This window comes from Dyella sp. (assembly GCF_035277725.1).
Taxonomy (GTDB): Bacteria; Pseudomonadota; Gammaproteobacteria; order Xanthomonadales; family Rhodanobacteraceae; genus Dyella_B.
This window is the reverse complement of the sequence record NZ_DATEJY010000153.1, coordinates 53,660-76,265: the sequence shown is the minus strand read 5'-3', so window position 1 is coordinate 76,265 and position 22,606 is coordinate 53,660. Positions and strand designations below refer to the sequence as shown.

Below are 22,606 nucleotides of genomic sequence, written 5' to 3'. Positions count from 1 at the left end.
TAGCCCTTGAACTCACCGCCAAAACGCTCCGCTCCAACCTTCGTCAGCGCCGCCGTCAGCGTCGTCTTGCCGTGGTCCACGTGACCAATCGTCCCCACGTTTACGTGCGGCTTGGTGCGTTCGAATTTACCCTTTGCCATGAGCGCTACATCCCAATGGAGTCTGAGTGATAAGGAAATCTAACGAGCTATCAGGCGATACCGCTTGCAGCCAATGCGTGGTGCTCATGACTGGAATCGAACCAGCGACCTCTTCCTTACCAAGGAAGTGCTCTACCGACTGAGCTACATGAGCACAAAAACTTTGAGTGACGAGATCAATGGAGCGGGAGACGGGAATCGAACCCGCACCATCAGCTTGGAAGGCTGAGGTTCTACCATTGAACTACTCCCGCTCGGTGCGGAACTCATCTCTCGACCGCATCGGCGCATTCAACCGCTTTTGCGATCTGCCTTCCAGCCTGACCACGATGACCCGTGGTAATTGACTGGTGGAGGGAGGTGGATTCGAACCACCGAAGGCGTGAGCCAGCAGATTTACAGTCTGCCCCCGTTGGCCGCTTGGGTATCCCTCCAACAAAGAACGGCTATTGTGTGGATCGAGGCTTGGTGTGTCAACACCTTGACGAGCGAAACGGCCGATTTTTCGTGACTTTTCGGGGCGAACCAGCGCGCCACTTCAATCGTTTCCTGCGCCGCGCGTATCGACCCACTGCGCCATGTTCTTGGATATCTCCAACAGATGCTTGGCCTGCTCCTGCAACCGCCGTTCGTTCTCATCGCGTGGCGTCCACTGGGGCACGGGCGTGGGCTTGCCCTCCGGTTTATCCAAGGCCACAAACACCATCACGCAACTGGTCGCCAGGCGCTCTTCACCAGAACGCAGGTCGCGCGCCAGCACATCCACCGCCATCTGCATGCTGGACGTGCCGGTGTAGATCAACTTGGCCCGGACGCTGACCAGATCGCCGATCAGGATCGGCTTGACGAATTGAATGCCGCTCACCGCTGCGGTAACGCAATACGCCCCGCTCCAGCCCACGGCGCACGCGTAACCAGCCTGGTCGATCCACTTCATCACCATGCCGCCGTGCACTTTGCCGCCGAAGTTCACATCGGTGGGCTGCGCGAGGAAACGGAATGTGACTTCGTGCTGCTGGCCTGACATGGGCTCTCCAACGAGTACGCCGAGGTGAAGGCTGCATTATGCCCGCTTGCTGCGCTGCATCGGCAGCCGGAGGCTCATCGGCGTAGTCATCACGCCATTGGGTGAGGGCCGCTCTGGGCCGTCCACGCAAAATCCCAGGCGAACGTACACCGGCACAGCGCAACGCGTGGCATTGAGCGTGAAGCGATGCGTGCCGGCGCGCCTGATCGCATCCTGCAACACACACTGCCAAAGTTGCCTCGCAATACCTCGCCCCTGATAGCGCGTACTGACGTAAAAGTGCAGCAGATGGCTGTCATCGCGCATGGCCGCAACGCCCACCAATGCCTCGTCCAGATAGGCCAGATAAAAGCGCTGACCTTCCAGGATCCTCTGGCGCAGCATTCTGGCTGAAAGTCGCGAGAGCAACTCATGGCCAATCTTGCGTGGCTGGTCAGGCAATACCCAGCGCCGCACGACACGACGGCTCAGTACGCCGATGGCACGGGCATCACCCGGCTGCGCGAGACGTATACATAATGCTTGCCGAGACATGGGCATGTACTCCATGCATTGGCGCACATGCTCGCATGAAAAAAGCCCCGCTTACGCGAGGCTTCAATCTTAGACGTTGAACAGGAAGTGCAGCACATCCCCGTCCTTGACGATGTATTCCTTGCCTTCCTTGCGCAGCTTGCCTGCCGCAGCAGCACCGGATTCGCCTTTGTAGTGAATGAAGTCGTCATAGGACACCGTTTCTGCGCGAATGAAGCCACGCTCGAAATCAGTATGGATCACGCCCGCAGCCTGCGGCGCCGTGAAGCCACGCTTGATAGTCCAGGCGCGCACTTCCTTTACGCCAGCGGTGAAGTAAGTCTGCAGATTGAGCAGCTTGTAGCCGGCACGGATCACACGGTTAAGGCCAGGCTCTTCCAGCCCAAGATCCTGCAGAAATTCGTCACGATCAGCGTCATCCAGTTGCGAGAGCTCTTCCTCGATGGCGGCGCATACCGGCACCACTTCAGCGCCTTCCGCGGCAGCACGGGCACGCACGGCATCAAGATGCGGATTGTTTTCAAAGCCATCCTCGCGCACGTTGGCGATATACATCAGCGGCTTCAGCGTGAGCAGGAATAGATCACGCACCAGCGCCTTTTCGTCATCATCCAGGCCAAGGCTGCGCGCCGTCTTGCCTTCGTTGAGGCCAGCAGCGAGCTTTTGCAGCACCGGCTTCTTGGCCAGCGCCTCCTTGTCATTGGCCTTGGCGGCGCGCTCGGCGCGATTGAGCGCCTTTTCGACCGAATCCAGGTCAGCCAGCGCCAGTTCGGTATCGATGGTTTCGATATCGGCGATCGGATCGACCTTGCCGGCCACATGGATGATGTCGCTGTGCTCGAAGCAACGAACGACATGCGCAATGGCATCCACTTCGCGGATATGTGCGAGGAATTTATTACCGAGGCCTTCGCCCTTGGACGCACCCGCCACCAGACCGGCGATATCGACGAACTCCACGGCAGTGGGAATGATCTTCTGCGGATTGACGATATCCGACAGCGCCTGCAGGCGCGGATCAGGCACCGGCACCACGCCGACGTTCGGCTCGATGGTGCAGAACGGGAAGTTGGCTGCAGCAATGCCCGCCTTGGTCAACGCATTAAACAAGGTGGATTTGCCGACGTTAGGCAGGCCGACGATGCCGCATTTGATGCCCATGGTTTATCGATCCGGATATGAAACTGAAAAAGGAAATAGTAAACGGCAAGCGTCCGCTCAACGCTTGGCCGGCGTGTGCAGCTGCTGCATCGCCTTGTCGAACTGCCCGTCAACCGCCAACGGCAACACGTTCAGCGCACGCGCGATGCCATCCAGCAGGGCGTCTTCATCATTGGCAGAAGGACGACCCAGCACCCAGGACGTGACCTGGTCCTTGTGGCCGGGATGCCCGATGCCAAGACGCAGGCGATGGAATTTGCCATGCCCCAGATGAGCCATGATGTCGCGCAAGCCATTCTGGCCACCATGGCCGCCATCGAACTTCAGGCGGACGGCACCCGCAGGAAGATCCAGGTCATCGTGCGCAACCAGGCACTCCTCCGGCTCGATCTTGTAGTAGCGCAGTGCGGAAGCTACGGCGATGCCGCTCTTGTTCATGAAAGTGGCGGGCTTGAGCAGCCACACCGATTCGCCGCCGATGCGCAGCTTGCAGGTTTCACCGTGCAGCTTGCCGTCGAAGCCGAATCGTTCGCTCTGGCCGGCTGCCAGGGCGTCAACAAACCAGAACCCGGCGTTGTGCCGGGTTCTGAGGTATTCGGTACCGGGATTGCCCAGTCCGACGATAAGCCGTAGGCCTGCCATGGGTCGGAAGTTCGCCGCTCGGTTGGCCCCTCATCCGTACCCTCTCCCAAACAGGGAGAGGGATAAGTCCGAGGAGAAGCGAATTACTTCTTGGTTTCCTTGGAAGCCTCGGCGGCCGGCTGGCCTTCGGCACCTTCGGCCGGCGCTGCGTCGACTTCTTCCTGCACCGTCACGGCGGTGACGACGGCCACGTCGTGATCCGCGCCCAGGTGCAGCTCCGGGATTTCCACGTTCGTCGGCAGCTTCAACTGCGACAAGTGGATGATGTCGCCGGGCTTCAGGTCGGACAGGTCGAGTTCGATGAACTCCGGCAGATCCTTCGGCAGGCACGAGATCTGCACTTCGTTGAGGTTGTGCGAAATCACCACGCCAGCGGTCTTGCCAGCCGGGGACTTTTCCTGGTTCAGGAAGTGGAGCGGCACATTCACGCGAATGGCTTCGTTCTCGTTGATGCGCTGGAAGTCCATGTGCAGCATCTGCTGCTTGAACGGATGCTTCTGCCAGTCACGCACCAGCACCTTCTGCACCTTGCCGTCGACGTTCAAGTCGAGCACCGACGAGAAGAACCACTCGTGGCGGGCGGCGAGCAGGATGGTGTTGTGCTCGATCTGGATGCTCTCGGCGGGCTGGCCCGCACCGTAAACCACTGCGGGCACGAAGGACGCACGACGCAGGCGGCGGCTCGCACCTTTCCCCTCGTCTTTGCGCACTTGCGCCACGATTTCATGAGTCTTGGCCATGTTGGTATTGCCTTGGGTTGGAAAGCCGCCTCACGGCGACTGGACTGACTCCCCCGCGACCAGGAGAGCCGGAATGCCCGCTGAGGCGGGCGGAAAAGCGGATAAGTATACAGAAAGTGCGGCACGGCTGCCCATTGGCCGCCGCCCAGCCAAGAGCGCTGGGCCCCGGCTTTGGCCGGGGCGACGAGACGGGGCTTAGTCGATGTACAGCGAGCTGACCGACTCGCCGAAGGCGATACGACGGATCGTCTCGGCCAGCAGTTCCGCCACTGACAGCTGGCGGATCTTGGCGCAATTCTTGGCATCCTCGCGCAGCGGCAAGGTGTTGGTGACCACCAGCTGGTCCAGCTGCGACCCTTCGATATTGCGGATCGCCGCGCCGGACAGCACCGGGTGCACGCAGTAAGCGACCACCTTGCGCGCGCCGCGCTCCTTCAGCGCGGCCGCAGCGGCGCACAGCGTGCCGGCGGTGTCGACGATGTCATCCACCATCACGCAGGTCTTGCCTTCCACGTCGCCGATAATGTTCATCACTGTGGCTACGTTGGCCTTGGGACGGCGCTTGTCGATGATGGCGAGATCCGCATCGTCCAGCCGCTTGGCGATGGCGCGGGCACGCACCACACCGCCCACGTCCGGACTGACCACGATCAGGTCGTCCATGCTGTAGCTGCGCCAGATGTCGGCCAGCAGCAGCGGCGAGGCGTACACGTTGTCCACCGGTACGTCGAAGAAGCCCTGGATCTGATCGGCGTGCAGATCAACCGTGAGCACGCGATCCACACCGGCCGTACCGATCAGGCGAGCCACCAGCTTGGCAGTGATCGGCACGCGCGCCGAACGCGGGCGGCGATCCTGTCGCGCGTAGCCGAAGTAGGGGATGACCGCGGTAACGCTGGCCGCCGAAGCGCGCTTGAGCGCATCGACCAGGGTCAGAAGCTCGAACAGGTTCTCCGCGCTCGGCGCGCCGGTAGGCTGCAGCACGAACACTTCCTGGCGGCGGACGTTCTCTTCGATCTCGATCTGCACTTCGCCGTCGCTGAACTTGCCGACCAGGGCCTTGCCCAGCGGGATGCCAAGGCGATGGGCGATATCCTCGGCCAGGGCACGGTGCGCATTGCCGGTAAACAGCATCGGGCTGGACGTATCCACGGTTGTTTCCTCAGAACCAGGCCATTGAGTCAGCTTGGATTGAAAGGCGCGCTCCTCGCTCCTTCCAACCACCCCTCCGGTACACGTCCGAATGGAGCTTGAAAAACGTCGAGCACACAAGTGCCCGAGGTGATGCAATCCATCCTATGACTGCGCAAACAGGGGGTCGAACGACCCCTGTGCAAAATGGCTGGGGCGGTAGGATTCGAACCTACGCATGCGGGAATCAAAATCCCGTGCCTTAACCAGCTTGGCGACGCCCCAGTATTCGTTGGTATTTGCCCCGGCTCAGCGTAGCGACCGGGAAGCAAAGAAAGAAAATTGTGGCGGGGACCGCCATGCGTGTCAATTCAAATTGCTGATCGCGTGTGTGCGCTCAGGCCGAAAGCGTGCGCGACATGAACACGCGCAGCGCGTCCGGAAAACCATTCTCGTGATCGCGCTCGCGCGCATAGGCGTAGGCAGGATCGTCTTTATCGACCACCATGAAACCATGCCGGGCGTAGAACGGCGCGTTCCACGGCACGTCGGGCAAGGTGCCGAGATCGATGCGGCGATAGCCTTTTTCCTGCGCCCACGCACACGCGTGCTCGAGCAAGGCCGAGCCGATGCCACGCCGATGAAACGCCGGCAGCACGTCGATCTCGGCAACGCTGACCACATCGCCATGCAGCTCCACGTCGAGCCACACGAAACCGACCACCTCGCCGCTCGCCTCCTCCACAGCCACCCACACGAAGCCGCGGCGGATTTCCTCCGCCAGCAAGTCCTTCGGAATGGAAAGGCGCGCATAGAATCGCCATGCCGGATGATCGCGAAACAACTGCACTGCCTCGCGCTCGATGGCGCAGATGACGTCAATGTGGGCGGCAGTGGCGCGTTGAATACGAAATGACGCCGGCGCAGCCTCCAAGCCTGATTCCTGTGAAGTATTCACTGCAAGCTCCACGAGTCAATGGCCAACTTCACCTTGTATGGCGGCTTGTCGGCAAACACCGTCTTGGGCAACGGCGGCTGATGCTGGGTATCCCATGTGGGATACGTCACCTCCCATCCATCCTGCTGCAATGACGAAAGCAGCTTGTTGTCGCCGAAGCTCAGCTGCGCATTCCCGCCTTGCGCCCGCACACCCAACACCCAGGCGCGCAGTTCATCCAGGGGAACGTCCAAACCAAGCGCACGGCGCATCAATGCCTCAGCACTGGGTCCTTGCATCGGACCTCCATCGACACCCTCCAGCAGCGCGCCGTCGGGACCGCCGGTGAGTCGGAAGCTCTTTCCAACGATCGGTGTCCGGAAAGTGAAATCGTAATGATCCCCATCCTGAACCCAGGTCAGCGTACCGGGACCACCTTCCTTGCCATTGGACACACTTAACCGTCCCTGCAAAATCCAGTGGTTGGCGTTGGCCAACTGCTGCTCGCGTGCGGTTTGCTGCGCCAACGACACTGCGTCCCCCTGATTGCGCACCAGTTTCTGTGGTACGCACGCAGCCAGCAGCAGCGGCACGATCGCCGCTAAAACGCGAAAAAATGATTTCATGGTTCCAGCCGCTTCAAGGTTTGTTGCAGGGTGGCGTTGTGCGGGTCAGCGTGGCGCACTTCGTCGAACACTTGTTGCGCTTGGCTGCGATTTCCCTGTTTCCACAACACTTCGCCAAGATGCACGCCGACGTCTGCATCCTTGCCGGTCTGCCATGCGCTGCGCAGCGCGGCGACGGCCTGATCGAGATGTCCCAGCCGGTACTGCAACCAGCCCCATGAATCGGCGATCGAGGGATCGTTCGGCTTCGCCGCACGTGCGGCGGTAATCAGCCGTTCCGCTTCCGGCAGATCGCGATTCGCATCGGCCAGCGTGAAGCCCAACGCATTGCTGGCATCGACGTCGCCCGGCTTGAGCTCGAGCAGACGACGGAAGTCGGCCACGGCCGGATCGATCTTGCCGATCTCTGCATACGCCAGCCCGCGCCCATACAGCAGGTCCGGATCATCCGGCGCTACCTGCAGCGCATGGCTGAAGGAGTCGATCGCTTCGGAATAACGCTTCTCACGCAGATAAAGATCGGCATCCACTTCGTACGCGCGACGCAATTGCGCCGGCTGATCGAGGTAATCCGTCTGCATTTCGGCCAACTGCTGGTGCGCTTCGGCGCTGCGACCCAGGTCTTGCAGCAGGATGGCGCTGCGCAGGTCGGCGTCAAACGCGTGGTCATCGTCGTCGGGTACCTGGTCGTACCATTTCAGGGCTTCTTCCTTGCGACCCAGCACTTCGGCCAGCTGGCCGAGCAGGTAGGCGCTGGCGTTGCGCACGTCGTCGGGCGCCTGCGACAGCTGCGTGTAGACCTGCTGCAGCGTCTTGTTGTCCTTCTCGTTTGCTGCGAGGGCAGCGCGCAGCGCGTAGGTTTGTGCGTTTTGCGGACCCTTTTCGAGCAGCTGCGTCGCCTGCGCATACTGGCCGCTCTGTCCGAGCAAGGATGCATAGGTAAGCCGCAGGCCGACATTGTTCGGGTCCTTCACCTGCGCCTGGCGCAACAGGTTGAGGCCGCCGGTGCGGTCGCCATTGTTGAGCTTCAGCTGCGCGGCCCAGGCGTAGGTTTCCGCCGTGCCAAAGCGCTTCAAGGCGCCATCGGCGATCTGCTGCGCGTACGCGCGCCGGTTCAATTGTTCACCCAGCTCGCTCATCGCCAACCAGGCCTTGGGGTCAGCTGGCAGGCGATCGGGCGTGGCCAGGGATTCGAGCAGGGTTCCGGCCAGCGCCGGATCGCGGCTGCCGACCAGCACGCGGCCGAACATGCGCCAGGCGTCCTTGTCCCCGCTGGTAATCAGCGAGGTCAGCTGGCGGCGAGCCTCGTCCGTCTTGCCCTGCTCCACCGCCAGCTGAGCCCGCGCCTGCGCTAGTTGGGCGGGTGTCGCGCCGAGCTTCTGCCAGCGATCGATGGAACGCTGGGCGGCATCCTGGTCATGGATGGCGATGGCCAAGGCAACGGCCTTGCTGGCTACCTCGGGGTCGTTGGAGATCATCATCGCCTTGTCATACGACTGCGACGCGGCCTTGAGATCGGCGCTCGACAACGCCAATTCACCGGCCAGCAACTGGGCCAGCAAATCGTGATCCGTGTCCGGGGTAGCCACCACCATCCGCGCCAACGGCTGTGTCGACGCCGCCGAGGGGGTATTCGACCGCTGTGGCACTGCCGCGCATCCGGCCAGCCCAAGCACGACCAATCCACCAGCTACAAAGCGCCGCACTTGCTTGAACTCGACCGTTCCGCTCAGCACACTATTCCTCCAACCAATCCGCCATTTTGGCGCACTTAGTCTACGCCGGCCCAAGCCCGTCGCCCCATTTGCATCACGTCATGAAGCTGATCGCCCTCGGGCTCAACCACCTCACCGCGCCGGTCAGCCTGCGCGAGCAAGTGGCATTCGACGAGGATGCGGCCGGTGCCGCCTTGCGCGAACTTGCGCACGAACCCGGCGTTGACGAAGCACTGATCTTATCCACCTGCAACCGTACCGAACTTTACGTCAGCGTCACCGCCGGCGCGGAAAACGTTCCGCAGGAATGGCTCAGCCGTCATCACCATCTGACTCCCGGCAAGCTTGACGAGTTCCTGTATCGCCATGATGACGAAGCGGCCGTGAGACATATGTTTCGGGTCGCCACCGGCCTGGATTCCATGGTGCTCGGCGAGCCGCAGATTCTTGGCCAGGTCAAGGATGCCTATCAGCAAGCGCGCGAGGCGCATGCGCTGAAGACACCCATGGATCGCCTGCTGCAACACACCTTCGCGGTGGCCAAGCGTGTGCGCACCGATACACGCATCGGCGCGCACACGGTCTCGGTGGCTTTCACGGCCGTGCGGCTGGCCGAACGTGTCTTCACGGATCTGCGCCAGGCTTGCGTGCTGCTCATCGGCGCCGGCGACACCATCGAGTTGGCTGTGCGCCATCTGGCCGACAAGCAGGTACGCCGACTGATCGTGGCCAACCGCACGCTGGAAAATGCGCAGGAACTCGCCAGCCGACATGGTGGCTACGCCGTTGCGCTGCACGATCTGCCGCAGCATCTGGCCGAAGCGGACATCGTGATCGCCTCCACCGCCGCGCGGCAACCTGTGCTGACGCGCGCGATGGTGGAAAAGGCCATCGCCGCACGCCGCCGCAAACCGATGTTCATGGTCGACATTGCGGTGCCACGCGACATCGAACCGGCGGTCGGCGAGCTGCCGGATGTCTATCTCTATGGCATCGACGATCTGCGCCAAGTCATCGACGACAACCGCCGTTCGCGCGAAACCGCCGCACGCGAGGCGGATGCGATCATCGATCTGCAAGTCGAGCGCTACATGGCGTGGCGCCGGGCCTTGACCGTGCGCAATCCCGCGGTCGACCTGCGCGCGCATGCCGAAATCTATCGCGACCAGGTGTTGGAAAAAGCACGAACCATGCTCCAGCGCGGCAAATCGCCGGAAGAAGCGCTGGCGTTCCTGGCCAACACGCTCACCAATAAATTGCTGCACCATCCCAGCGCGCGGCTGCGCGAGGCCACGCTCAGCGGCGACTACGATCTGCTGCATGCCGCGGGTCGCCTCTATGGCCTGGGCGAAGACGAAAAAGTCGGGACGGGCGACGAATAGCGAGTGCGGCTGGCTGCCGCGCGACGCAGGATTTTTAGCATTCCGCCTTCCCTTATTCGTTGAGCTTTTCCCCTCCACGACGCCTCTTGACTTTAGGACGTCATTCCCGCGAAGCGGGAATCCATGGTCGTTTTCACCAAGAACACATGGATTCCCGCTCTCGCGGGAATGACGGCAAGGAGAAACATGACACCCTCCATCCGCAGCAAACTCGAAGCCACCGTCGAACGCCATGAAGAACTCGCCCTGCTGCTCAGCCAGGCCGACGTGCTGGCCGACAACACACGCTTCCGCGAACTCTCGCGCGAATACGCGCAACTCCAGCCGGTCGCCGACGCCATGCGCGAACTGGCCAATACCGAACGCGAACTTGCCGATGCGCGCGCCATGCTCGACGACCCGGATTTGCGCGACATGGCCGCCGAAGATATCTCGCGCCTGGCAACGCGCCTCACCGAACTCGACGGCGAACTGCAGTTGCTGCTGATCCCCAAGGATCCGCGCGACGAAGCCAACCTGTTCCTCGAAGTGCGCGCCGGTTCCGGTGGCGACGAAGCCGCCATCTTCGCCGGCGACCTGTTCCGCATGTACACGCGCTATGCCGAGCGCCAGCGCTGGCAGGTGGAAGTGCTGAGCGAAAACCCGGGCGAGCACGGCGGCTACAAGGAAATCATCGCGCGCATCGAGGGCAAGGGTGCCTATTCAAGGCTCAAGTTCGAATCGGGCGTGCACTGCGTAAAGCGTGTACCGGTGACCGAATCGCAGGGCCGCGTGCACACTTCCACGGCTACCGTGGCGGTGCTGCCGGAAATGGACGAGATCGAAGACATCGACATTTCCCCGGCCGATCTCAAGGTCGATACCTTTCGCGCCTCCGGCGCCGGCGGCCAGCACGTCAACAAGACCGATTCGGCGATCCGCATCACGCATCTGCCCACCGGCATCGTGGTGGAATGCCAGGACGAACGCAGCCAGCACAAAAACCGCGCCCGTGCGATGAGCCTGCTCAAGGCACGCCTGCTCGACGAGGCGCAATCCAAGCAGACCGCCGAACAGGCGCAATCGCGGCGCCTGCAGGTGGGCACCGGCGATCGCAGCCAGCGCATCCGCACCTATCGATACAAGGACAACCTGATCACCGACCACCGCATCGGCCTGGATCTGCACAACTTGCCGGATGTGATGCAAGGCCATCTGGACGAGCTGTTCGGCTCGTTGACCCGGGAACATCAGGCGGATGAATTGAAATCGCTCGCCGGACATTGACGGCCGCAGCCCGTAGGCTGGGTTAGCCCAGCACCACCCACGCCATTTGATCGATTTCGGGGAACCGTGTTGGGTTACGCTGCGCTAACCCAACCTACAATGGGTCAAACAGGGGCCAGTCGTAACAGCTCATCATGCCGGTGTTGATGGCAGGCTCCTTTCATCTTGCTTCACTGCCGCCAGCTCATGACCGACGCCCCACCGCCCAACATCACCGCGATCCTGCAAAAGCTCGGCGAGCTGCTGCAGCGTGACGCCAACGAAGACGCGGCCCAGTTCGCGGCGATGGCACGGCGGCAATTCCCGGTATCGGCCGAACTGATTCGTTTGCACGGCATCGCCTTGTTGCGCGTGGGTCGCCGCCGCGATGCGCAAACGGCGCTGAATCGCGCGGCGGAACTCGCGCCAAACGACGTCGAGCTGCAGTGCAATCTCGCCAGCCTCGCCATGGCCGACGGACGTATCGGCGCAGCCATCGAGCGCCTGCAGAAGGCATTGATCAAGGCACCTGGGCATCCAGCATTGCTGCAGGCGCTTGGCACGGCCTACATGGCCACCGGCCAACATGTACAGGGACGCAATGCATTTGCGCAGGCCTTGCAGGGTATGCCGCAACATCCCGCCCTGCGCCTCAACCTTGCCGGTGCGGAAATGGAACTAGGGCATTACGCAGAGGCCGAGCCGCTGGTACGCCAGGTGTTGCAGCAAGCGCCGAATACCGACGTCGCCCACGCCATGCTGGGGCATCTGCTGCACCTGCAGCGCAAACCCAAAGAAGGCGCCGCCTCGCTGCTGCAGGCCGGCAAGCTGGCGCCGGGCAATGTGCAGCACGTGTTCCAGGCGGCCTTGATGCTGGACGAAGCCGGTGAACTCACCGACGCACATGATGCCTTTACCGAAGCCTTGGCACGCGCACCCGATTCGGTGCCGGTGATGGCGCAATTGCTGTTCGTGTGCCGCCGCCTGTGTCGCTGGCAGGAAATCGACGCACTCAGCGAGCGCGTCATCCATGCCGTCGGAGAAGGCCATGCGGGCGTTCATCCATTTGCGCTCCTGAGCGAAGACGTCGATGCCGGGCTGCAACTGCAATGCGCCAAAAACTACGCATCGATCATCGAAAACCAGGCCGCCACCTTCCGTCCGCAACTGAATCTGCGCCATGCGCTGCCGATGCCGGACACACCCGTCCGCGTCGGCATGCTGACTGAAGGCTTGAACGAATCTGCATTCGGCCAGCATCTCGTCGCCATGATCGAGGCCTTGTCTGACAGCGATTTGGACATCCATTTGTTTGCCACCACGCCCGACGATGGCAGCAGCGTACGTCGCCGCCTTTCGGCCGCAGCGACACTGCACGATGTTTCCACGTTGAACCGCACCCAGGTGGCGCAACGCATTCACGCCACGGCAATCGAAGTATTGTTCGACCTCAATGGCTATCGCAGCCGCGGTAACGCCGAGTTGATGGCCCTGTGCCCGGCGCCCATCCAGGTGGGCTGGCTTGGTTATGTCGGCAGTTCCGGCGCGCCATGGATGGATTACCTGCTGACTGATGCGATCACGCTGCCACCCGAACTGCGCGAACACGTCAGCGAAAAAGTGATTCGCCTGCCGCGTTGCCATCAGCCGAATGATCCCACGCGCGTGCAGGCGAACGTACCGTCGCGAGCGGCCTGTGGCTTGCCGGAACAAGGCATCGTATTCGCCTGCTTCAACGAGACGCAAGCGATCAATCCTGGCGTATTCGCACGCTGCATGCTCATCCTGCAACAGGTGCCGGGCAGCGTGCTGTGGCTGCTTACCGGCCCGGCGAACACGAACGAGCGATTGCAGCAGGCGGCACGTGCGCTCGACATCGCACCCGAGCGGCTGATCTTTATGCCGCGCCTGACCTATGCGGAATACCTGGCGCGTTATGCGCACGTCGATCTGTATCTGGATACCCTGCCCATCAACTCGCGCGCGCCCGCTGCGGATGCCTTATGGGCCGGCTGCCCGGTACTCACCCGTACCGGCGACACCATGGCATCGCGCACGGTGACGAGCCTGCTGCATCACTTCGGGCTTCCCGAGTTGATCATGGGCGACAACACCTCGTTCATCGGCATGGCCACGGCGCTGGGCAACGATCAGGATGCGCTGGCGACATTGCGGCAGCACATCACGCGAGAGCGGGCCAAGAATCCCTTGTTCGACATACCGGGCTTCGCCGCGGATTTTCGGCGTGCGGTGCTGGCGATCAGCGCGCGATATCGCATCGGCCGGCCGCCGGCGGATATCAACGTGTAGTTATGCAGGTGGGATGAATGGCAGGTTGGGTTAGCGCAGCGTAATCCAACCTGTTCGGAGCGATTCGTTGGGTTACGCTGCGCTAACCCAACCTACAAAACCCAGAAACCTTCGCGCACATCGCCGTCATATGTCATGCGGGCCACCTGCGTGACCTTCGCAGCGGGCGGCCCTTCCCAAAGCCACTGCTCCAGTTCGCGCAAAGCGTCTTCGTTTCCTTTTGCGATCACTTCCACGCCGCCGTCGGCAAGGTTGCGCGCGTGACCATGCAGCCCAAGCCGCACCGCCTCATTGCGCGTGCTGGCGCGAAAGAACACGCCCTGCACCCTCCCGCTGACCATGAAGCGTGCGGTGCTCATGCGGTCATTTCCCAATCGCCGCGCTCAGCAAGGCAGACGTCACCGGTCCCGTGAAATGCTTGGCCACCTTGCCATCCGGTGCAATCAGATAAGTGGTCGGCAGGCCGAGTGGTTCGTCGAAATCCTTCAACGGTTTATCCATGGTCACCTGCGCCACCGGAAAGCTCACCGGATGCTTGTCGAGAAAAGCGCGAATGTCGGACGGATCGGTATCGTCATACGCAATGCCGATCGCGCGCACATTCGGATGCGTCTTTACGAACTGCGAGATGTCCGGCAATTCCTTGATGCACGGCACGCACCAGGTCGCCCAGAAATTCACGATTACCCAATGGCCTCGCTCGGCCGCCAGATCGTAGGGCTTGCCATCCAATGTCGTCACTTTGATCGAGGGCTGTGCCGGCATGGCGGCGTGGACAGGTGCGGCCAGCAAGACGGCTGCCAGCAACAACGATGATGCAAACCACTTCATGTTTCCGATTCCTGCGTGTGGGTGACCGGCCGCGAAGGCGCCTGAGGGGAGACAGGGTAAACCTTGTCCAGACGAGTGCCGAGTGTCGTGTCCAGCGAATGCGCCAGCCGCGTGAGCAGCGACAATAATTCCGGCGGCAATTTGATGCCCGAGGCGGCGGCCTGTTCAGCCGGATTCAGCGGCAGGCGATAGCCACTATGCCGATAGACGTGCAGCAGATCGGTGCTATCCAGGCTGCGCACCAATGACCAGCCACCCGATTCGCCGCGGTGAATCAGGTGTGCGCGCTGCAAATCGTCGAAATAAGTCGCGATCGCTTCGCTGCGCAGGCAAGGCTCCGCTTCGCGAATGGTAATGGGGTCGACGAAGCGCCCGGCGCGCTGCGCATCGACGAAATGGCGCAATACCACCAACAACCCGAGGAATTCCGAACCTTCCGGCATGGCATCACACGGCTTCTGGTATTCGAACGCGGAGATCGCGGCGGTGACTGACGCGCACAGAATCACGATCACCCACGACAAATAAATCCACAACAGCAGCAACGGAATGATCGCCAACGCGCCGTAGATCTGCTGATAGTTGTGTGCGTTACGCACATAATTCGTAAAGATCCAGCGCGCCGCCTCAAACAATACTGCGCCGAGCATCGCGCCGATGGCGGTGTGCTTTTTGTTGACGCGTCGGTTGGGAACCGTGGTGTACAACAACCACAACGTAAGAAAGGTCACCACGAACGGCAACGCCTTCAGCAGCTCCTGCCCGATGCCAAGTTGATCGCCCGCATTGCGCAACATCGGCACGGCGGCGACGTAAGAAGTGATGGCGATGCCTCCCACGACCAGGATCGGTCCAAGCGTCAACGCCGCCCAATACAGCAGCAGCCGCGGCCCCCACGGGCGGTGCTGGCGCACCTTCCAGATGCGGTTCAGGCGATCTTCGATGCTGATCATCATCGACACCGCACTGAACAGCATCACCAGAATACTGATGCCGGTGAGCTGGCTGGCGTTGGAGGCAAAAGCCAGCAGCGTCTTCTGCACCGTTTCGCCGGCTGCCGGCACGAAATTGCTGAAGACGAAATTGATCAAGGTATCGCGCGCTTCCTCGAACATCGGAAACGCCGCGAACATGGCCAGCACCGCCACGGTCAGCGGCACCAACGAAACCAAGGTGGTGTAAGACAGCGCACCCGCCGTCTCGAAGCACTTGTCGTCGAGAAAGCGACGCCACAGAAAGTGGCCCAACGTCGTGGTGCGGTGGCGGTCAAAACGCAGATTCATACGCGCAGCTGCTCAACATCCCTATAGCTCGCCCGTACACTACCCCATCCTGTTCCTGCGCCCAAACTGATGAGCAATGACATCCTGGTCCTGTATTACAGCCGCAACGGCCACACCGCCCAGTTGGCGCGACTGATCGCGCGGGGCGTAGAGGAAATTCCCGGCATGCGCGCACGCCTGCGCCAGGTACCGCCGGTGGCTCCCGTGACCGAGGTCGCCCAGCCGCCAGAGCCTGAAGAAGGCGCGCCGTACGTCGTCAGGCAGGATCTGCATGAATGCGTGGGCCTGGCGCTGGGCAGCCCGACCCGCTTCGGCAATATGGCCGCGCCGCTGAAGCACTTTCTGGACAGCACCGGTGCCGAATGGGCCAGCGGCGCACTGGTCGGCAAGCCGGCAGCCGTGTTCACCGCCACCAGCACCATGCATGGCGGTCAGGAATCCACCTTGCTGAGCATGGCGCTGCCCTTGCTCCATCACGGCATGCTGCTGCTGGGCCTCCCCTACACCGAACCGGCGCTCACCCATACGCTGAGCGGCGGCACACCGTATGGCGCCAGCCACGTGGCAGGACCCAAGGGCGACAACAGCATCAGCGAGCATGAGCGTGAACTCGCGCGCGCACTCGGCCGTCGGCTGGCGGATGCCGCACGCAAGCTGGCCGCTGAGGCATGAGCCTCAACCTGCGCATCGGCGTTGTGGCGTGGGGCGCGCTGATCCTGCTCCAGTGCGCGTGGTATGCATGGCTGTTTCCGCCGCAACACATGCCGGTATGGCTGGCGCTCGCCATCGCCGTGGTTCCGCTGCTGCTGCCATTCCTGGCCATCGGCAACATGCGGCGTGCCTTGCTGTGGGTGGGGATACTCAGCCTGTTCTACTTCTGCCATGGCATTACCGAAAGCTGGAGTTCGGCGCAGGAACGCATGCCCGCATTGCTGGAAGTGCTGCTTGCCTTCGTGCTGATTGGTGCACTTGGCGCGGGCGTAAAACGCAAACGCAGGCTGGGGTAAAAAGCAGGTTGGGATGCGAACCCCAACACCTTGGCCCCACCAACATGGCGATGTTGGGGTTTGCACCCCAACCTACGCACTACTTCTGCCACGGCATTGCCGAAAGCTGGAGTTCGGCGCAGGAACGCATGCCCGCATTGCGGGGAGTGCTGCTTGCCTTCGTGCTGATTGGCGCACTTGGCGCGGGAGTAAAAACACAAACGCAGGCTGGGATGAAAAGGTAGGTTGGGGTGCGAACCCCAACACCGTGGCCCCACCAACATGGCGATGTTGGGGTTTGCACCCCAACCTACGGGCAGGATCGGGATTTGGTAGGTTAAGCGCAGACTTGCCGAGGTAACCACCATGGGATTTCTGCAAGACGCCCCGCAACTGGCGCATCCCTATCGCAGCGACCGCCTGCTGACCGCCCTGCTCGATCGCGTGCTGCCGAAAGATCGACGCGCCGCACTCGATGCCGATCTGGACGCGCTTGGCGATTACGCGCTGCTGGCTTTCGAACGCAACAACCGCAGCGCACGTCGCAAACCGGTCCTGACCCAGTGGGATGCGTGGGGCCGCCGTGTCGATCGCGTCGAATTGACCACCGCATGGCTCGAAGGCCCCGAGCTCACTACGCGCCATGCCATCCTCGCTTCCGGGCATGAGCCGCACGAATTCGCGCGCCTGGAAGAGTTTGCGCGCGCCTACCTCTATCACGTCGCCAGCGAGTTCTACACCTGCCCGCTGGCCATGACCGACGGCGCCGCCACCGCCTTGAAGGCATCCGGCAACCAGGCGCTGATCGAGCGCGCCTTGCCGCATTTTTTAAGCCGCGACGCCAGCCAGTTCTGGCTCTCCGGGCAATGGATGACGGAAAACACCGGCGGCTCCGACGTCAGCCACACCGAAACCGTGGCAAGGCAGGATGCCGAGGGCCAATGGCGCCTGCATGGCCGCAAATGGTTCAGTTCCGCCGTCATCGGCGAAGCGGCCTTGGCGCTCGCCCGCCCTGAAGGCGCCGACGGCGGTGCGGCGGCCTTGGCGTTGTTCTACGTGGAAACGATGAACGGCCAGGATCGCAAACTGGAACTGGTCATCGATCGCCTGAAGGACAAACTCGGCACGCATGAACTGCCCACCGCGGAAATCCACCTCGACGGTTTGCCTGCATGGCCGGTGGGCGATCTCGCGCACGGTGTACGCCAGGTCGCCCCCATGCTCAACATCACGCGTACGTGGAATGCGATCGGTGCCGTCGCCAGCATGGCGCGCGCGATCAGCCTTGCGCGCGACTACGCACGGCGGCGACAGGCATTTGGACGTCCATTGCAGCAACAGCCCTTGCACGCGCAGACGCTCGCCGACATGCAGGCTGAATTCGAAGGTGCCTTTGCACTCGCGTTCGAAGTAGCGCATCTGCTTGGCCGCGTGGAACAAGGCATCGCCACGCCGCAGGAGGCCGATTCGCTGCGCCTGCTTACACCCTTGGTCAAATTGTGGACCGGCAAGATGGCGGTGAATCTTTGTTCGGAAGCGCTGGAATGTTTCGGCGGCGCCGGCTACATCGAAGACACCGGCCTGCCGCAACTGCTGCGCGACGCGCAGGTGTACGCCATCTGGGAAGGCACCACCAATGTGCTGTCGCTGGACAGCCTGCGCGCGCTGGGCAATCACGACAGCTTCACCGCGTTGCGCAAGCTGATCGGTCAATGGCTGCGGCCTGCGCACAACACGCAAGCGACGTTCACCGTGCACGCGGCACTGGATGCCGCTGCCATGCACATGGACAGCAAGAAGATCGATCGCCCCACGCTGGAAGCCGGGGCACGCGGCGTCGCCATCACCCTGGCACGCTGCACGGCAGCGGCCCTGCTGGCGCGCCAGGATGCCTGGTGCTCTGCACACGGCGACAAACGCCCGGCCGCGGCGCTGCGCCGTTTCCTGGGCCATGGCCTGCTGCGTCTTTCCGATATCGACGGGGAAGATACCCGCCTGCTGCTGGAATGAGCGCCTACGGCTAGAATGCGCAGCTACTCCTTTTGCGGCACTCCGATCATGCAGCATCTGACCATCGTCACCACCGGCGGCACCATCGACAAGATCTACTTCGACGATAAGTCGGACTACAAGATCGGCGCGCCGCAGATCGGGGAGATCCTCAGCCAGCTCGGCGTGGCGTTCCAGTTCGACGTGATCCCGATCCTGCGCAAGGACAGCCTGCATATCACGCAAGAAGACCGCGCGTTGATCCGCTCCGCCATCGAAGCGCAGCCGAACCGCCACGTGCTGGTCACGCACGGCACCGACACGATGGTGGAAACCGCGCAAGAGCTGGCATCGATCAAGGGCAAGGTGATCGTGCTCACCGGCGCATTGAATCCGGCACGCTTCCAGGGCTCGGATGCCGTATTCAACATCGGTTGCGCGGTTGCAGCCGTGCAGACGCTGCCCGATGGCGTCTACATCGCCATGAACGGTCGCGTGTGGGATCCGGCCAAGGTGCGCAAGAACCGCGATGCGAACCGTTTCGAGGAAGTGCGCAACTGACACCTGCTACTGCCGGTCGTAATCAACCGTCAGTTCATCGCTGACCGGCACGCTTTGGCAGGCGAGAATGAAACCCTGTTCGGCCGCTAAAGCCCAAGCAACCCCACCCCAACCTCCCTTACTGCCGCAGGGGAGGGAGCGCATCGCCGCGAGCAACCGCCCGTCGTCCTGGCGATTGCCTAAGTTTGTGCCATTGCGGGCGCGGGCGCGGCAAACATCAAAGCATGCCGGTTTCGAGCTTCGCCACTTCCGACATCATCGAGTGATTCCACGGCGGGTCGAACACCAGGTCGACGTCCGCTTCCTTGATCGTCGGAACCAATTCCAGCTTGGTGCGCGCATCGTCGATCAGCACGTCGCCCATGCCGCAGCCCGGCGCGGTAAGCGTCATCTTCACGTACACCTTGCGCTCTTCGGGTGCGGTGGTTTCCAGGCTTACGTCGTAGACCAGGCCAAGTTCCACCACATTGATCGGAATTTCCGGATCGAACACGGTGCGCAGTTGCTGCCACACCAGCGCTTCCACGTCGGCATCGGTGGCGTCGTCCGGCAATTGCAGCGGCGGCGGCGGTTCCTTGCCCAGCGCATCGGCGTCGTTGCCCGCGATGCGGAACAGGTTGCCTTCCACGTACACGGTGAAACTGCCACCCAGCGCCTGCGTGATGTAGCCCACCTGGCCGGCCGGCAGCACCACGTTCTCGCCCTGGGGCACCATGACTGCGTTGCAATCCCGTTCCAGGGTGAAGGGCTCGCTGCTAAGACTGAAACCGCTCATGCCGTCTCTTGAAGATCATTGACGAAAGCCGCCTAGCGGCCATCCGGCCCTCTATTATGCCGGCCTCCGGTAGGGCCTGTCCTTCACATCAGGCTGGATCAGCCCAATCTCAAGGGACGGCGGGGTGATTTTGGCCCAGTCACGCTAAGATGCCCGCTTTGCTCCGCAGCAGGACCGGCGTGACCTTGTTCCCCATCATCCGTAGTGACCGCCCATGACCGTGCGCCAGATCGTCGGCGAATGCTTCGCCGTGTGTTGTGCGGTGATGCTGGGTCTGGCAGCTGGCGCCGTGTGGTTGCTGCCCACCGTGTACCTGCATCGCCCGCTGCCTTGGCTCGCCATACCGGCAGGCTGGCTGCTGGGCATCGCGATCCGGCAATGGGTGCACGGCAAAACATGGAATGCCGCGCTGTTGGCGGCACTCGCTACCGCGATAGCAAGCATCTACGTCCGCGTGTTGATCACCACAGTCAATATTTCCGCGATGACCGATTACGGCCTGCTTGACGCAGCACGCACCGCGGGTTTTTCGATGCTATGGGACTTCACGCGGTTTACCGTCAGCAAGATGGATATCGTGTGGAGCCTGGCCGGCATTGTGGTGGCTGCGGCGACGGCTACGCGTATGCCCGCTACCAGGCCAAGCAAAGCAGGCTGACTTTGTAGGCTGGGATGAAATCCCAGCCCACGCAGCGTTTAGCCGTCCAGCGTTTTCAGCTCCGTCACCAGTTGGCCGGCTGCCGCTTGCCCATCGCCGTACAGCATTCGCGCATTGTCGGCATAGAACAATGCGTTCTCGATGCCAGCGAATCCGGTACCTTTGCCGCGCTTCACCACGATCACTTGCTTCGCATCTGCCACGTCGAGAATCGGCATGCCGTAGATCGGTGAAGATGGATCGGTCTTCGCCATCGGATTGACCACGTCGTTCGCGCCGATCACCAAGGCGACGTCCGTGACGGGAAATTCCGGATTGATGTCTTCCATGTCGACGATCAGGTCGTACGGCACGCCCGCTTCGGCGAGCAGCACATTCATGTGCCCAGGCATGCGGCCGGCCACTGGATGGATGGCGAATTTCACCTTCACGCCGCGCGCGATCAGCTGCTGCGCAAATTCCCAAACCTTGTGCTGCGCCTGCGCGACAGCCATGCCGTAGCCGGGCACGATCACCACGCGTTCCGCATAGGCCATCATCACTGCCGCATCGGCCGCTTCGATCGGCTTCTGGCTACCGCTGATGGCCTGCGCTTCACCGCCCGCCACCGCACCGAAACTGCCGAACAGCACGTTGCCGATCGAACGGTTCATCGCCTTCGCCATCAGCTGCGTCAGCAAGGTGCCGGCGGCGCCGACCACCATGCCGGCAATGATCATCGCCTCGTTCTGCAGCACATAGCCTTCGAACGCCACGGCCAGGCCGGTAAAGGCGTTGTAGAGCGAAATCACCACCGGCATGTCCGCGCCACCGATCGGCAGCGTCATCAGCAGGCCGAACAGCAATGCCAGCACGAAGAACGCGCACACCAACGCGATGGTGAGATGCCCCATGGCCAGCATCACGCCGATCACCACCGCACCCGCCAGCACCAGCAAGTTCACCACCTGCTGGCCGGGAAAGACGAAGCGCTTATCCAGCCAACCTTGCAGCTTGGCGAACGCGATCAGCGAGCCGGAAAAACTCACCGAACCGATCAGCGCACCCAGCACGCCCAGAGCCAGCGCCACCGGGCTCAAAGGTGCAACCGCGGTGGCGCCGTGCAGCGCCGACCAGCTTTCCGGCATCAGTGGAAACGTGTTGGGCGCCACGATCGCAACATTTTGCGCATGACTGACCAGTTCCGCCGCACCGATCGCCGCCGCTGCGCCACCGCCCATGCCGTTGTAGAGCGCCACCATCTGCGGCATGGCCGTCATCGCCACCCGCCGCCCGGACCACCACGCGGCGGATACGCCAATCAGCACGGCGGCGATGATCAATCCGCGGTTCTGCATATCCGGCAGCAGCAAGGTCGCCACCACCGCCAACAGCATGCCGAAGCCGGCCCACACGATGCCGCCGCGCGCCGTGCGCGGCGAACTCATGCGTTTCAGACCGAGAATGAAAAGAAGGGCAGCAATGAAATAGCAGGCATCAATCAGTGTTTGCAGCCAGGCCATCACTTGGCCTCCTTGCTGCCGGGAGCAGGCTTGCTGGTCTTGAACATCTCCAGCATGCGTTCGGTGACCACGTAACCACCCGCCGCATTGCCGGCACCCAGTAGTACACCGACAAACCCGATCGCAAGTTCAAACGATGTATGCGCATGACCTAGCGCTATCATGGCGCCAACCAGCACAATGCCGTGTATGAAATTGGAGCCGGACATCAACGGCGTGTGCAGGATCACCGGCACCCGCGCGATGATTTCGTAGCCCGTGAATGCGGCCAGCATGAAGATATAAAGCGCCAGGAACCCGTCCAGCATGTGTTTCCCCCGCCAATCGGTCACATTCGCCGCATCATACGGTGAGCGGGACGCTGTGATCCATGGCATTCCGCCGCATGGCGTGGCCGGCGGTCGGCCCGTAAAGTCAACCCGCGCGGGCGC

At 62.1% G+C, this 22,606-nt stretch carries 24 protein-coding genes and 4 tRNA genes; 8 read left to right on the top strand and 20 right to left on the bottom strand.

Translation table 11 applies throughout. The annotated features are described in order from the left end of the window. The 14 genes from VJR68_RS14035 to VJR68_RS13970 form a co-directional block, all read right to left on the bottom strand. Positions 1-140: GTP-binding protein (locus tag VJR68_RS14035; protein ID WP_324148608.1), on the bottom strand; the 140-nt coding region annotated here is incomplete at its 3' end. Between the two features lie 78 nt (positions 141-218). Beyond that, positions 219-294: transfer RNA gene (locus VJR68_RS14030), tRNA-Thr, on the bottom strand. A 26-nt stretch (positions 295-320) separates the two neighbouring features. Continuing rightward, positions 321-394 (bottom strand) — tRNA-Gly (locus VJR68_RS14025). 94 nt (positions 395-488) lie between these two features. Next, a tRNA-Tyr gene (locus VJR68_RS14020) sits at positions 489-574 on the bottom strand. Positions 575-678: 104 nt separating this feature from the next. After that, complete coding sequence (locus VJR68_RS14015; protein ID WP_324148600.1) at positions 679-1,167, bottom strand: acyl-CoA thioesterase; 489 nt, start codon at positions 1,165-1,167, stop codon at positions 679-681. A gap of 36 nt (positions 1,168-1,203) precedes the next feature. Continuing rightward, entirely contained in the window at positions 1,204-1,701 is a 498-nt protein-coding gene (locus VJR68_RS14010) for a GNAT family N-acetyltransferase (RefSeq protein WP_324148598.1), read from the bottom strand. Positions 1,702-1,770: 69 nt separating this feature from the next. Next, positions 1,771-2,862, bottom strand: a complete 1,092-nt coding sequence (ychF, locus tag VJR68_RS14005; protein ID WP_324148596.1) for a redox-regulated ATPase YchF — start codon at positions 2,860-2,862, stop codon at positions 1,771-1,773. A gap of 57 nt (positions 2,863-2,919) precedes the next feature. After that, positions 2,920-3,504, bottom strand: coding sequence for an aminoacyl-tRNA hydrolase (pth, locus tag VJR68_RS14000; RefSeq protein WP_324148594.1), 585 nt, complete (start codon positions 3,502-3,504; stop codon positions 2,920-2,922). Positions 3,505-3,587: 83 nt separating this feature from the next. Then, positions 3,588-4,244 (bottom strand): 50S ribosomal protein L25/general stress protein Ctc, encoded by a 657-nt coding sequence (locus VJR68_RS13995; RefSeq protein ID WP_324148592.1) that lies wholly within the window; start codon positions 4,242-4,244, stop codon positions 3,588-3,590. Between the two features lie 195 nt (positions 4,245-4,439). After that, positions 4,440-5,378, bottom strand: a complete 939-nt coding sequence (locus VJR68_RS13990) for a ribose-phosphate diphosphokinase (protein WP_324148605.1) — start codon at positions 5,376-5,378, stop codon at positions 4,440-4,442. A gap of 205 nt (positions 5,379-5,583) precedes the next feature. Beyond that, positions 5,584-5,660, bottom strand: a tRNA-Gln gene (locus VJR68_RS13985). Between the two features lie 112 nt (positions 5,661-5,772). Further along, a complete protein-coding gene (locus tag VJR68_RS13980; RefSeq protein ID WP_324148590.1) occupies positions 5,773-6,333 on the bottom strand; it encodes a GNAT family N-acetyltransferase in 561 nt (186 codons plus the stop codon). Further along, entirely contained in the window at positions 6,330-6,938 is a 609-nt protein-coding gene (gene lolB, locus VJR68_RS13975) for a lipoprotein insertase outer membrane protein LolB (RefSeq protein ID WP_324148588.1), read from the bottom strand. The genes VJR68_RS13980 and lolB overlap by 4 nt, the downstream gene beginning before the upstream one ends. Continuing rightward, positions 6,935-8,674 (bottom strand): tetratricopeptide repeat protein, encoded by a 1,740-nt coding sequence (locus VJR68_RS13970; RefSeq protein WP_324148586.1) that lies wholly within the window; start codon positions 8,672-8,674, stop codon positions 6,935-6,937. The genes lolB and VJR68_RS13970 overlap by 4 nt, the downstream gene beginning before the upstream one ends. 80 nt (positions 8,675-8,754) lie before the next feature. On the opposite strand from VJR68_RS13970, the gene hemA reads away from it, so the two are divergent. The 3 genes from hemA (at position 8,755) to VJR68_RS13955 (ending at position 13,590) form a co-directional block, all read left to right on the top strand. Beyond that, positions 8,755-10,035 carry a glutamyl-tRNA reductase gene (gene hemA, locus VJR68_RS13965; RefSeq protein ID WP_324148585.1) on the top strand — a complete coding sequence of 427 codons (1,281 nt, stop codon included), beginning with the start codon at positions 8,755-8,757 and terminating at the stop codon, positions 10,033-10,035. Positions 10,036-10,221: 186 nt separating this feature from the next. Further along, positions 10,222-11,301 (top strand): peptide chain release factor 1, encoded by a 1,080-nt coding sequence (gene prfA / locus VJR68_RS13960; protein WP_324148583.1) that lies wholly within the window; start codon positions 10,222-10,224, stop codon positions 11,299-11,301. Positions 11,302-11,487: 186 nt separating this feature from the next. Further along, a complete protein-coding gene (locus VJR68_RS13955) occupies positions 11,488-13,590 on the top strand; it encodes a tetratricopeptide repeat protein (RefSeq protein WP_324148581.1) in 2,103 nt (700 codons plus the stop codon). Positions 13,591-13,682: 92 nt separating this feature from the next. Here the strand turns inward: VJR68_RS13955 and VJR68_RS13950 are convergent, their stop codons facing one another. The 3 genes from VJR68_RS13950 to VJR68_RS13940 are packed head-to-tail and all read right to left on the bottom strand — an operon-like array spanning position 13,683 to position 15,704. Further along, positions 13,683-13,949: an acylphosphatase gene (locus tag VJR68_RS13950; protein ID WP_324148579.1), complete on the bottom strand. Its 267-nt coding sequence runs from the start codon at positions 13,947-13,949 to the stop codon at positions 13,683-13,685. Positions 13,950-13,953: 4 nt separating this feature from the next. Next, positions 13,954-14,421 (bottom strand): TlpA disulfide reductase family protein, encoded by a 468-nt coding sequence (locus VJR68_RS13945; protein ID WP_324148577.1) that lies wholly within the window; start codon positions 14,419-14,421, stop codon positions 13,954-13,956. After that, positions 14,418-15,704: a YihY family inner membrane protein gene (locus tag VJR68_RS13940; protein ID WP_324148575.1), complete on the bottom strand. Its 1,287-nt coding sequence runs from the start codon at positions 15,702-15,704 to the stop codon at positions 14,418-14,420. The genes VJR68_RS13945 and VJR68_RS13940 overlap by 4 nt, the downstream gene beginning before the upstream one ends. A 69-nt stretch (positions 15,705-15,773) precedes the next feature. Between VJR68_RS13940 and wrbA the strand changes: the two genes are divergently transcribed. The 4 genes from wrbA to VJR68_RS13920 all read left to right on the top strand — a co-directional run bounded on the left by wrbA (position 15,774) and on the right by VJR68_RS13920 (position 19,240). Continuing rightward, positions 15,774-16,376, top strand: a complete 603-nt coding sequence (wrbA, locus tag VJR68_RS13935; protein ID WP_324148573.1) for an NAD(P)H:quinone oxidoreductase — start codon at positions 15,774-15,776, stop codon at positions 16,374-16,376. Beyond that, positions 16,373-16,711 carry a DUF2069 domain-containing protein gene (locus VJR68_RS13930; protein ID WP_324148571.1) on the top strand — a complete coding sequence of 113 codons (339 nt, stop codon included), beginning with the start codon at positions 16,373-16,375 and terminating at the stop codon, positions 16,709-16,711. Before wrbA ends, VJR68_RS13930 begins: the two co-directional genes overlap by 4 nt. Positions 16,712-17,056: 345 nt before the next feature. After that, entirely contained in the window at positions 17,057-18,700 is a 1,644-nt protein-coding gene (locus VJR68_RS13925; RefSeq protein WP_324148569.1) for an acyl-CoA dehydrogenase family protein, read from the top strand. 48 nt (positions 18,701-18,748) lie between these two features. Continuing rightward, positions 18,749-19,240 carry an asparaginase domain-containing protein gene (locus VJR68_RS13920; protein ID WP_324148567.1) on the top strand — a complete coding sequence of 164 codons (492 nt, stop codon included), beginning with the start codon at positions 18,749-18,751 and terminating at the stop codon, positions 19,238-19,240. A 217-nt stretch (positions 19,241-19,457) separates the two neighbouring features. Here the strand turns inward: VJR68_RS13920 and sufT are convergent, their stop codons facing one another. Continuing rightward, a complete protein-coding gene (gene sufT / locus VJR68_RS13915) occupies positions 19,458-20,015 on the bottom strand; it encodes a putative Fe-S cluster assembly protein SufT (RefSeq protein ID WP_324148565.1) in 558 nt (185 codons plus the stop codon). A gap of 214 nt (positions 20,016-20,229) precedes the next feature. On the opposite strand from sufT, the gene VJR68_RS13910 reads away from it, so the two are divergent. Continuing rightward, positions 20,230-20,673: a hypothetical protein gene (locus tag VJR68_RS13910; protein WP_324148562.1), complete on the top strand. Its 444-nt coding sequence runs from the start codon at positions 20,230-20,232 to the stop codon at positions 20,671-20,673. Between the two features lie 38 nt (positions 20,674-20,711). On the opposite strand, the gene VJR68_RS13905 is transcribed toward VJR68_RS13910, so the two are convergent. Continuing rightward, positions 20,712-22,175: an NAD(P)(+) transhydrogenase (Re/Si-specific) subunit beta gene (locus VJR68_RS13905; RefSeq protein ID WP_324148560.1), complete on the bottom strand. Its 1,464-nt coding sequence runs from the start codon at positions 22,173-22,175 to the stop codon at positions 20,712-20,714. Further along, a complete protein-coding gene (locus VJR68_RS13900; protein ID WP_324148558.1) occupies positions 22,175-22,483 on the bottom strand; it encodes an NAD(P) transhydrogenase subunit alpha in 309 nt (102 codons plus the stop codon). Before VJR68_RS13900 ends, VJR68_RS13905 begins: the two co-directional genes overlap by 1 nt. Positions 22,484-22,606 lie beyond the last annotated feature (123 nt).

Bases quoted from the DNA above. Each gene is read 5' to 3' on its own strand.
- VJR68_RS13995 (WP_324148592.1), bottom strand. From the start codon at position 4,244: ATGGCCAAGACTCATGAAATCGTGGCGCAAGTGCGCAAAGACGAGGGG.
- VJR68_RS13945 (WP_324148577.1), bottom strand. From the start codon at position 14,421: ATGAAGTGGTTTGCATCATCGTTGTTGCTGGCAGCCGTCTTGCTGGCC.
- VJR68_RS13930 (WP_324148571.1), top strand. From the start codon at position 16,373: ATGAGCCTCAACCTGCGCATCGGCGTTGTGGCGTGGGGCGCGCTGATC.
- hemA (WP_324148585.1), top strand. From the start codon at position 8,755: ATGAAGCTGATCGCCCTCGGGCTCAACCACCTCACCGCGCCGGTCAGC.
- VJR68_RS14015 (WP_324148600.1), bottom strand. From the start codon at position 1,167: ATGTCAGGCCAGCAGCACGAAGTCACATTCCGTTTCCTCGCGCAGCCC.
- VJR68_RS13950 (WP_324148579.1), bottom strand. From the start codon at position 13,949: ATGAGCACCGCACGCTTCATGGTCAGCGGGAGGGTGCAGGGCGTGTTC.
- VJR68_RS13925 (WP_324148569.1), top strand. From the start codon at position 17,057: ATGGGATTTCTGCAAGACGCCCCGCAACTGGCGCATCCCTATCGCAGC.
- wrbA (WP_324148573.1), top strand. From the start codon at position 15,774: ATGAGCAATGACATCCTGGTCCTGTATTACAGCCGCAACGGCCACACC.
- VJR68_RS13910 (WP_324148562.1), top strand. From the start codon at position 20,230: ATGACCGTGCGCCAGATCGTCGGCGAATGCTTCGCCGTGTGTTGTGCG.
- VJR68_RS13920 (WP_324148567.1), top strand. From the start codon at position 18,749: ATGCAGCATCTGACCATCGTCACCACCGGCGGCACCATCGACAAGATC.
- pth (WP_324148594.1), bottom strand. From the start codon at position 3,504: ATGGCAGGCCTACGGCTTATCGTCGGACTGGGCAATCCCGGTACCGAA.
- VJR68_RS13990 (WP_324148605.1), bottom strand. From the start codon at position 5,378: ATGCTGTTTACCGGCAATGCGCACCGTGCCCTGGCCGAGGATATCGCC.
- VJR68_RS14010 (WP_324148598.1), bottom strand. From the start codon at position 1,701: ATGTCTCGGCAAGCATTATGTATACGTCTCGCGCAGCCGGGTGATGCC.
- sufT (WP_324148565.1), bottom strand. From the start codon at position 20,015: ATGAGCGGTTTCAGTCTTAGCAGCGAGCCCTTCACCCTGGAACGGGAT.
- VJR68_RS13900 (WP_324148558.1), bottom strand. From the start codon at position 22,483: ATGCTGGACGGGTTCCTGGCGCTTTATATCTTCATGCTGGCCGCATTC.
- VJR68_RS13940 (WP_324148575.1), bottom strand. From the start codon at position 15,704: ATGAATCTGCGTTTTGACCGCCACCGCACCACGACGTTGGGCCACTTT.
- prfA (WP_324148583.1), top strand. From the start codon at position 10,222: ATGACACCCTCCATCCGCAGCAAACTCGAAGCCACCGTCGAACGCCAT.
- VJR68_RS13905 (WP_324148560.1), bottom strand. From the start codon at position 22,175: ATGGCCTGGCTGCAAACACTGATTGATGCCTGCTATTTCATTGCTGCC.
- VJR68_RS13955 (WP_324148581.1), top strand. From the start codon at position 11,488: ATGACCGACGCCCCACCGCCCAACATCACCGCGATCCTGCAAAAGCTC.
- ychF (WP_324148596.1), bottom strand. From the start codon at position 2,862: ATGGGCATCAAATGCGGCATCGTCGGCCTGCCTAACGTCGGCAAATCC.
- lolB (WP_324148588.1), bottom strand. From the start codon at position 6,938: ATGAAATCATTTTTTCGCGTTTTAGCGGCGATCGTGCCGCTGCTGCTG.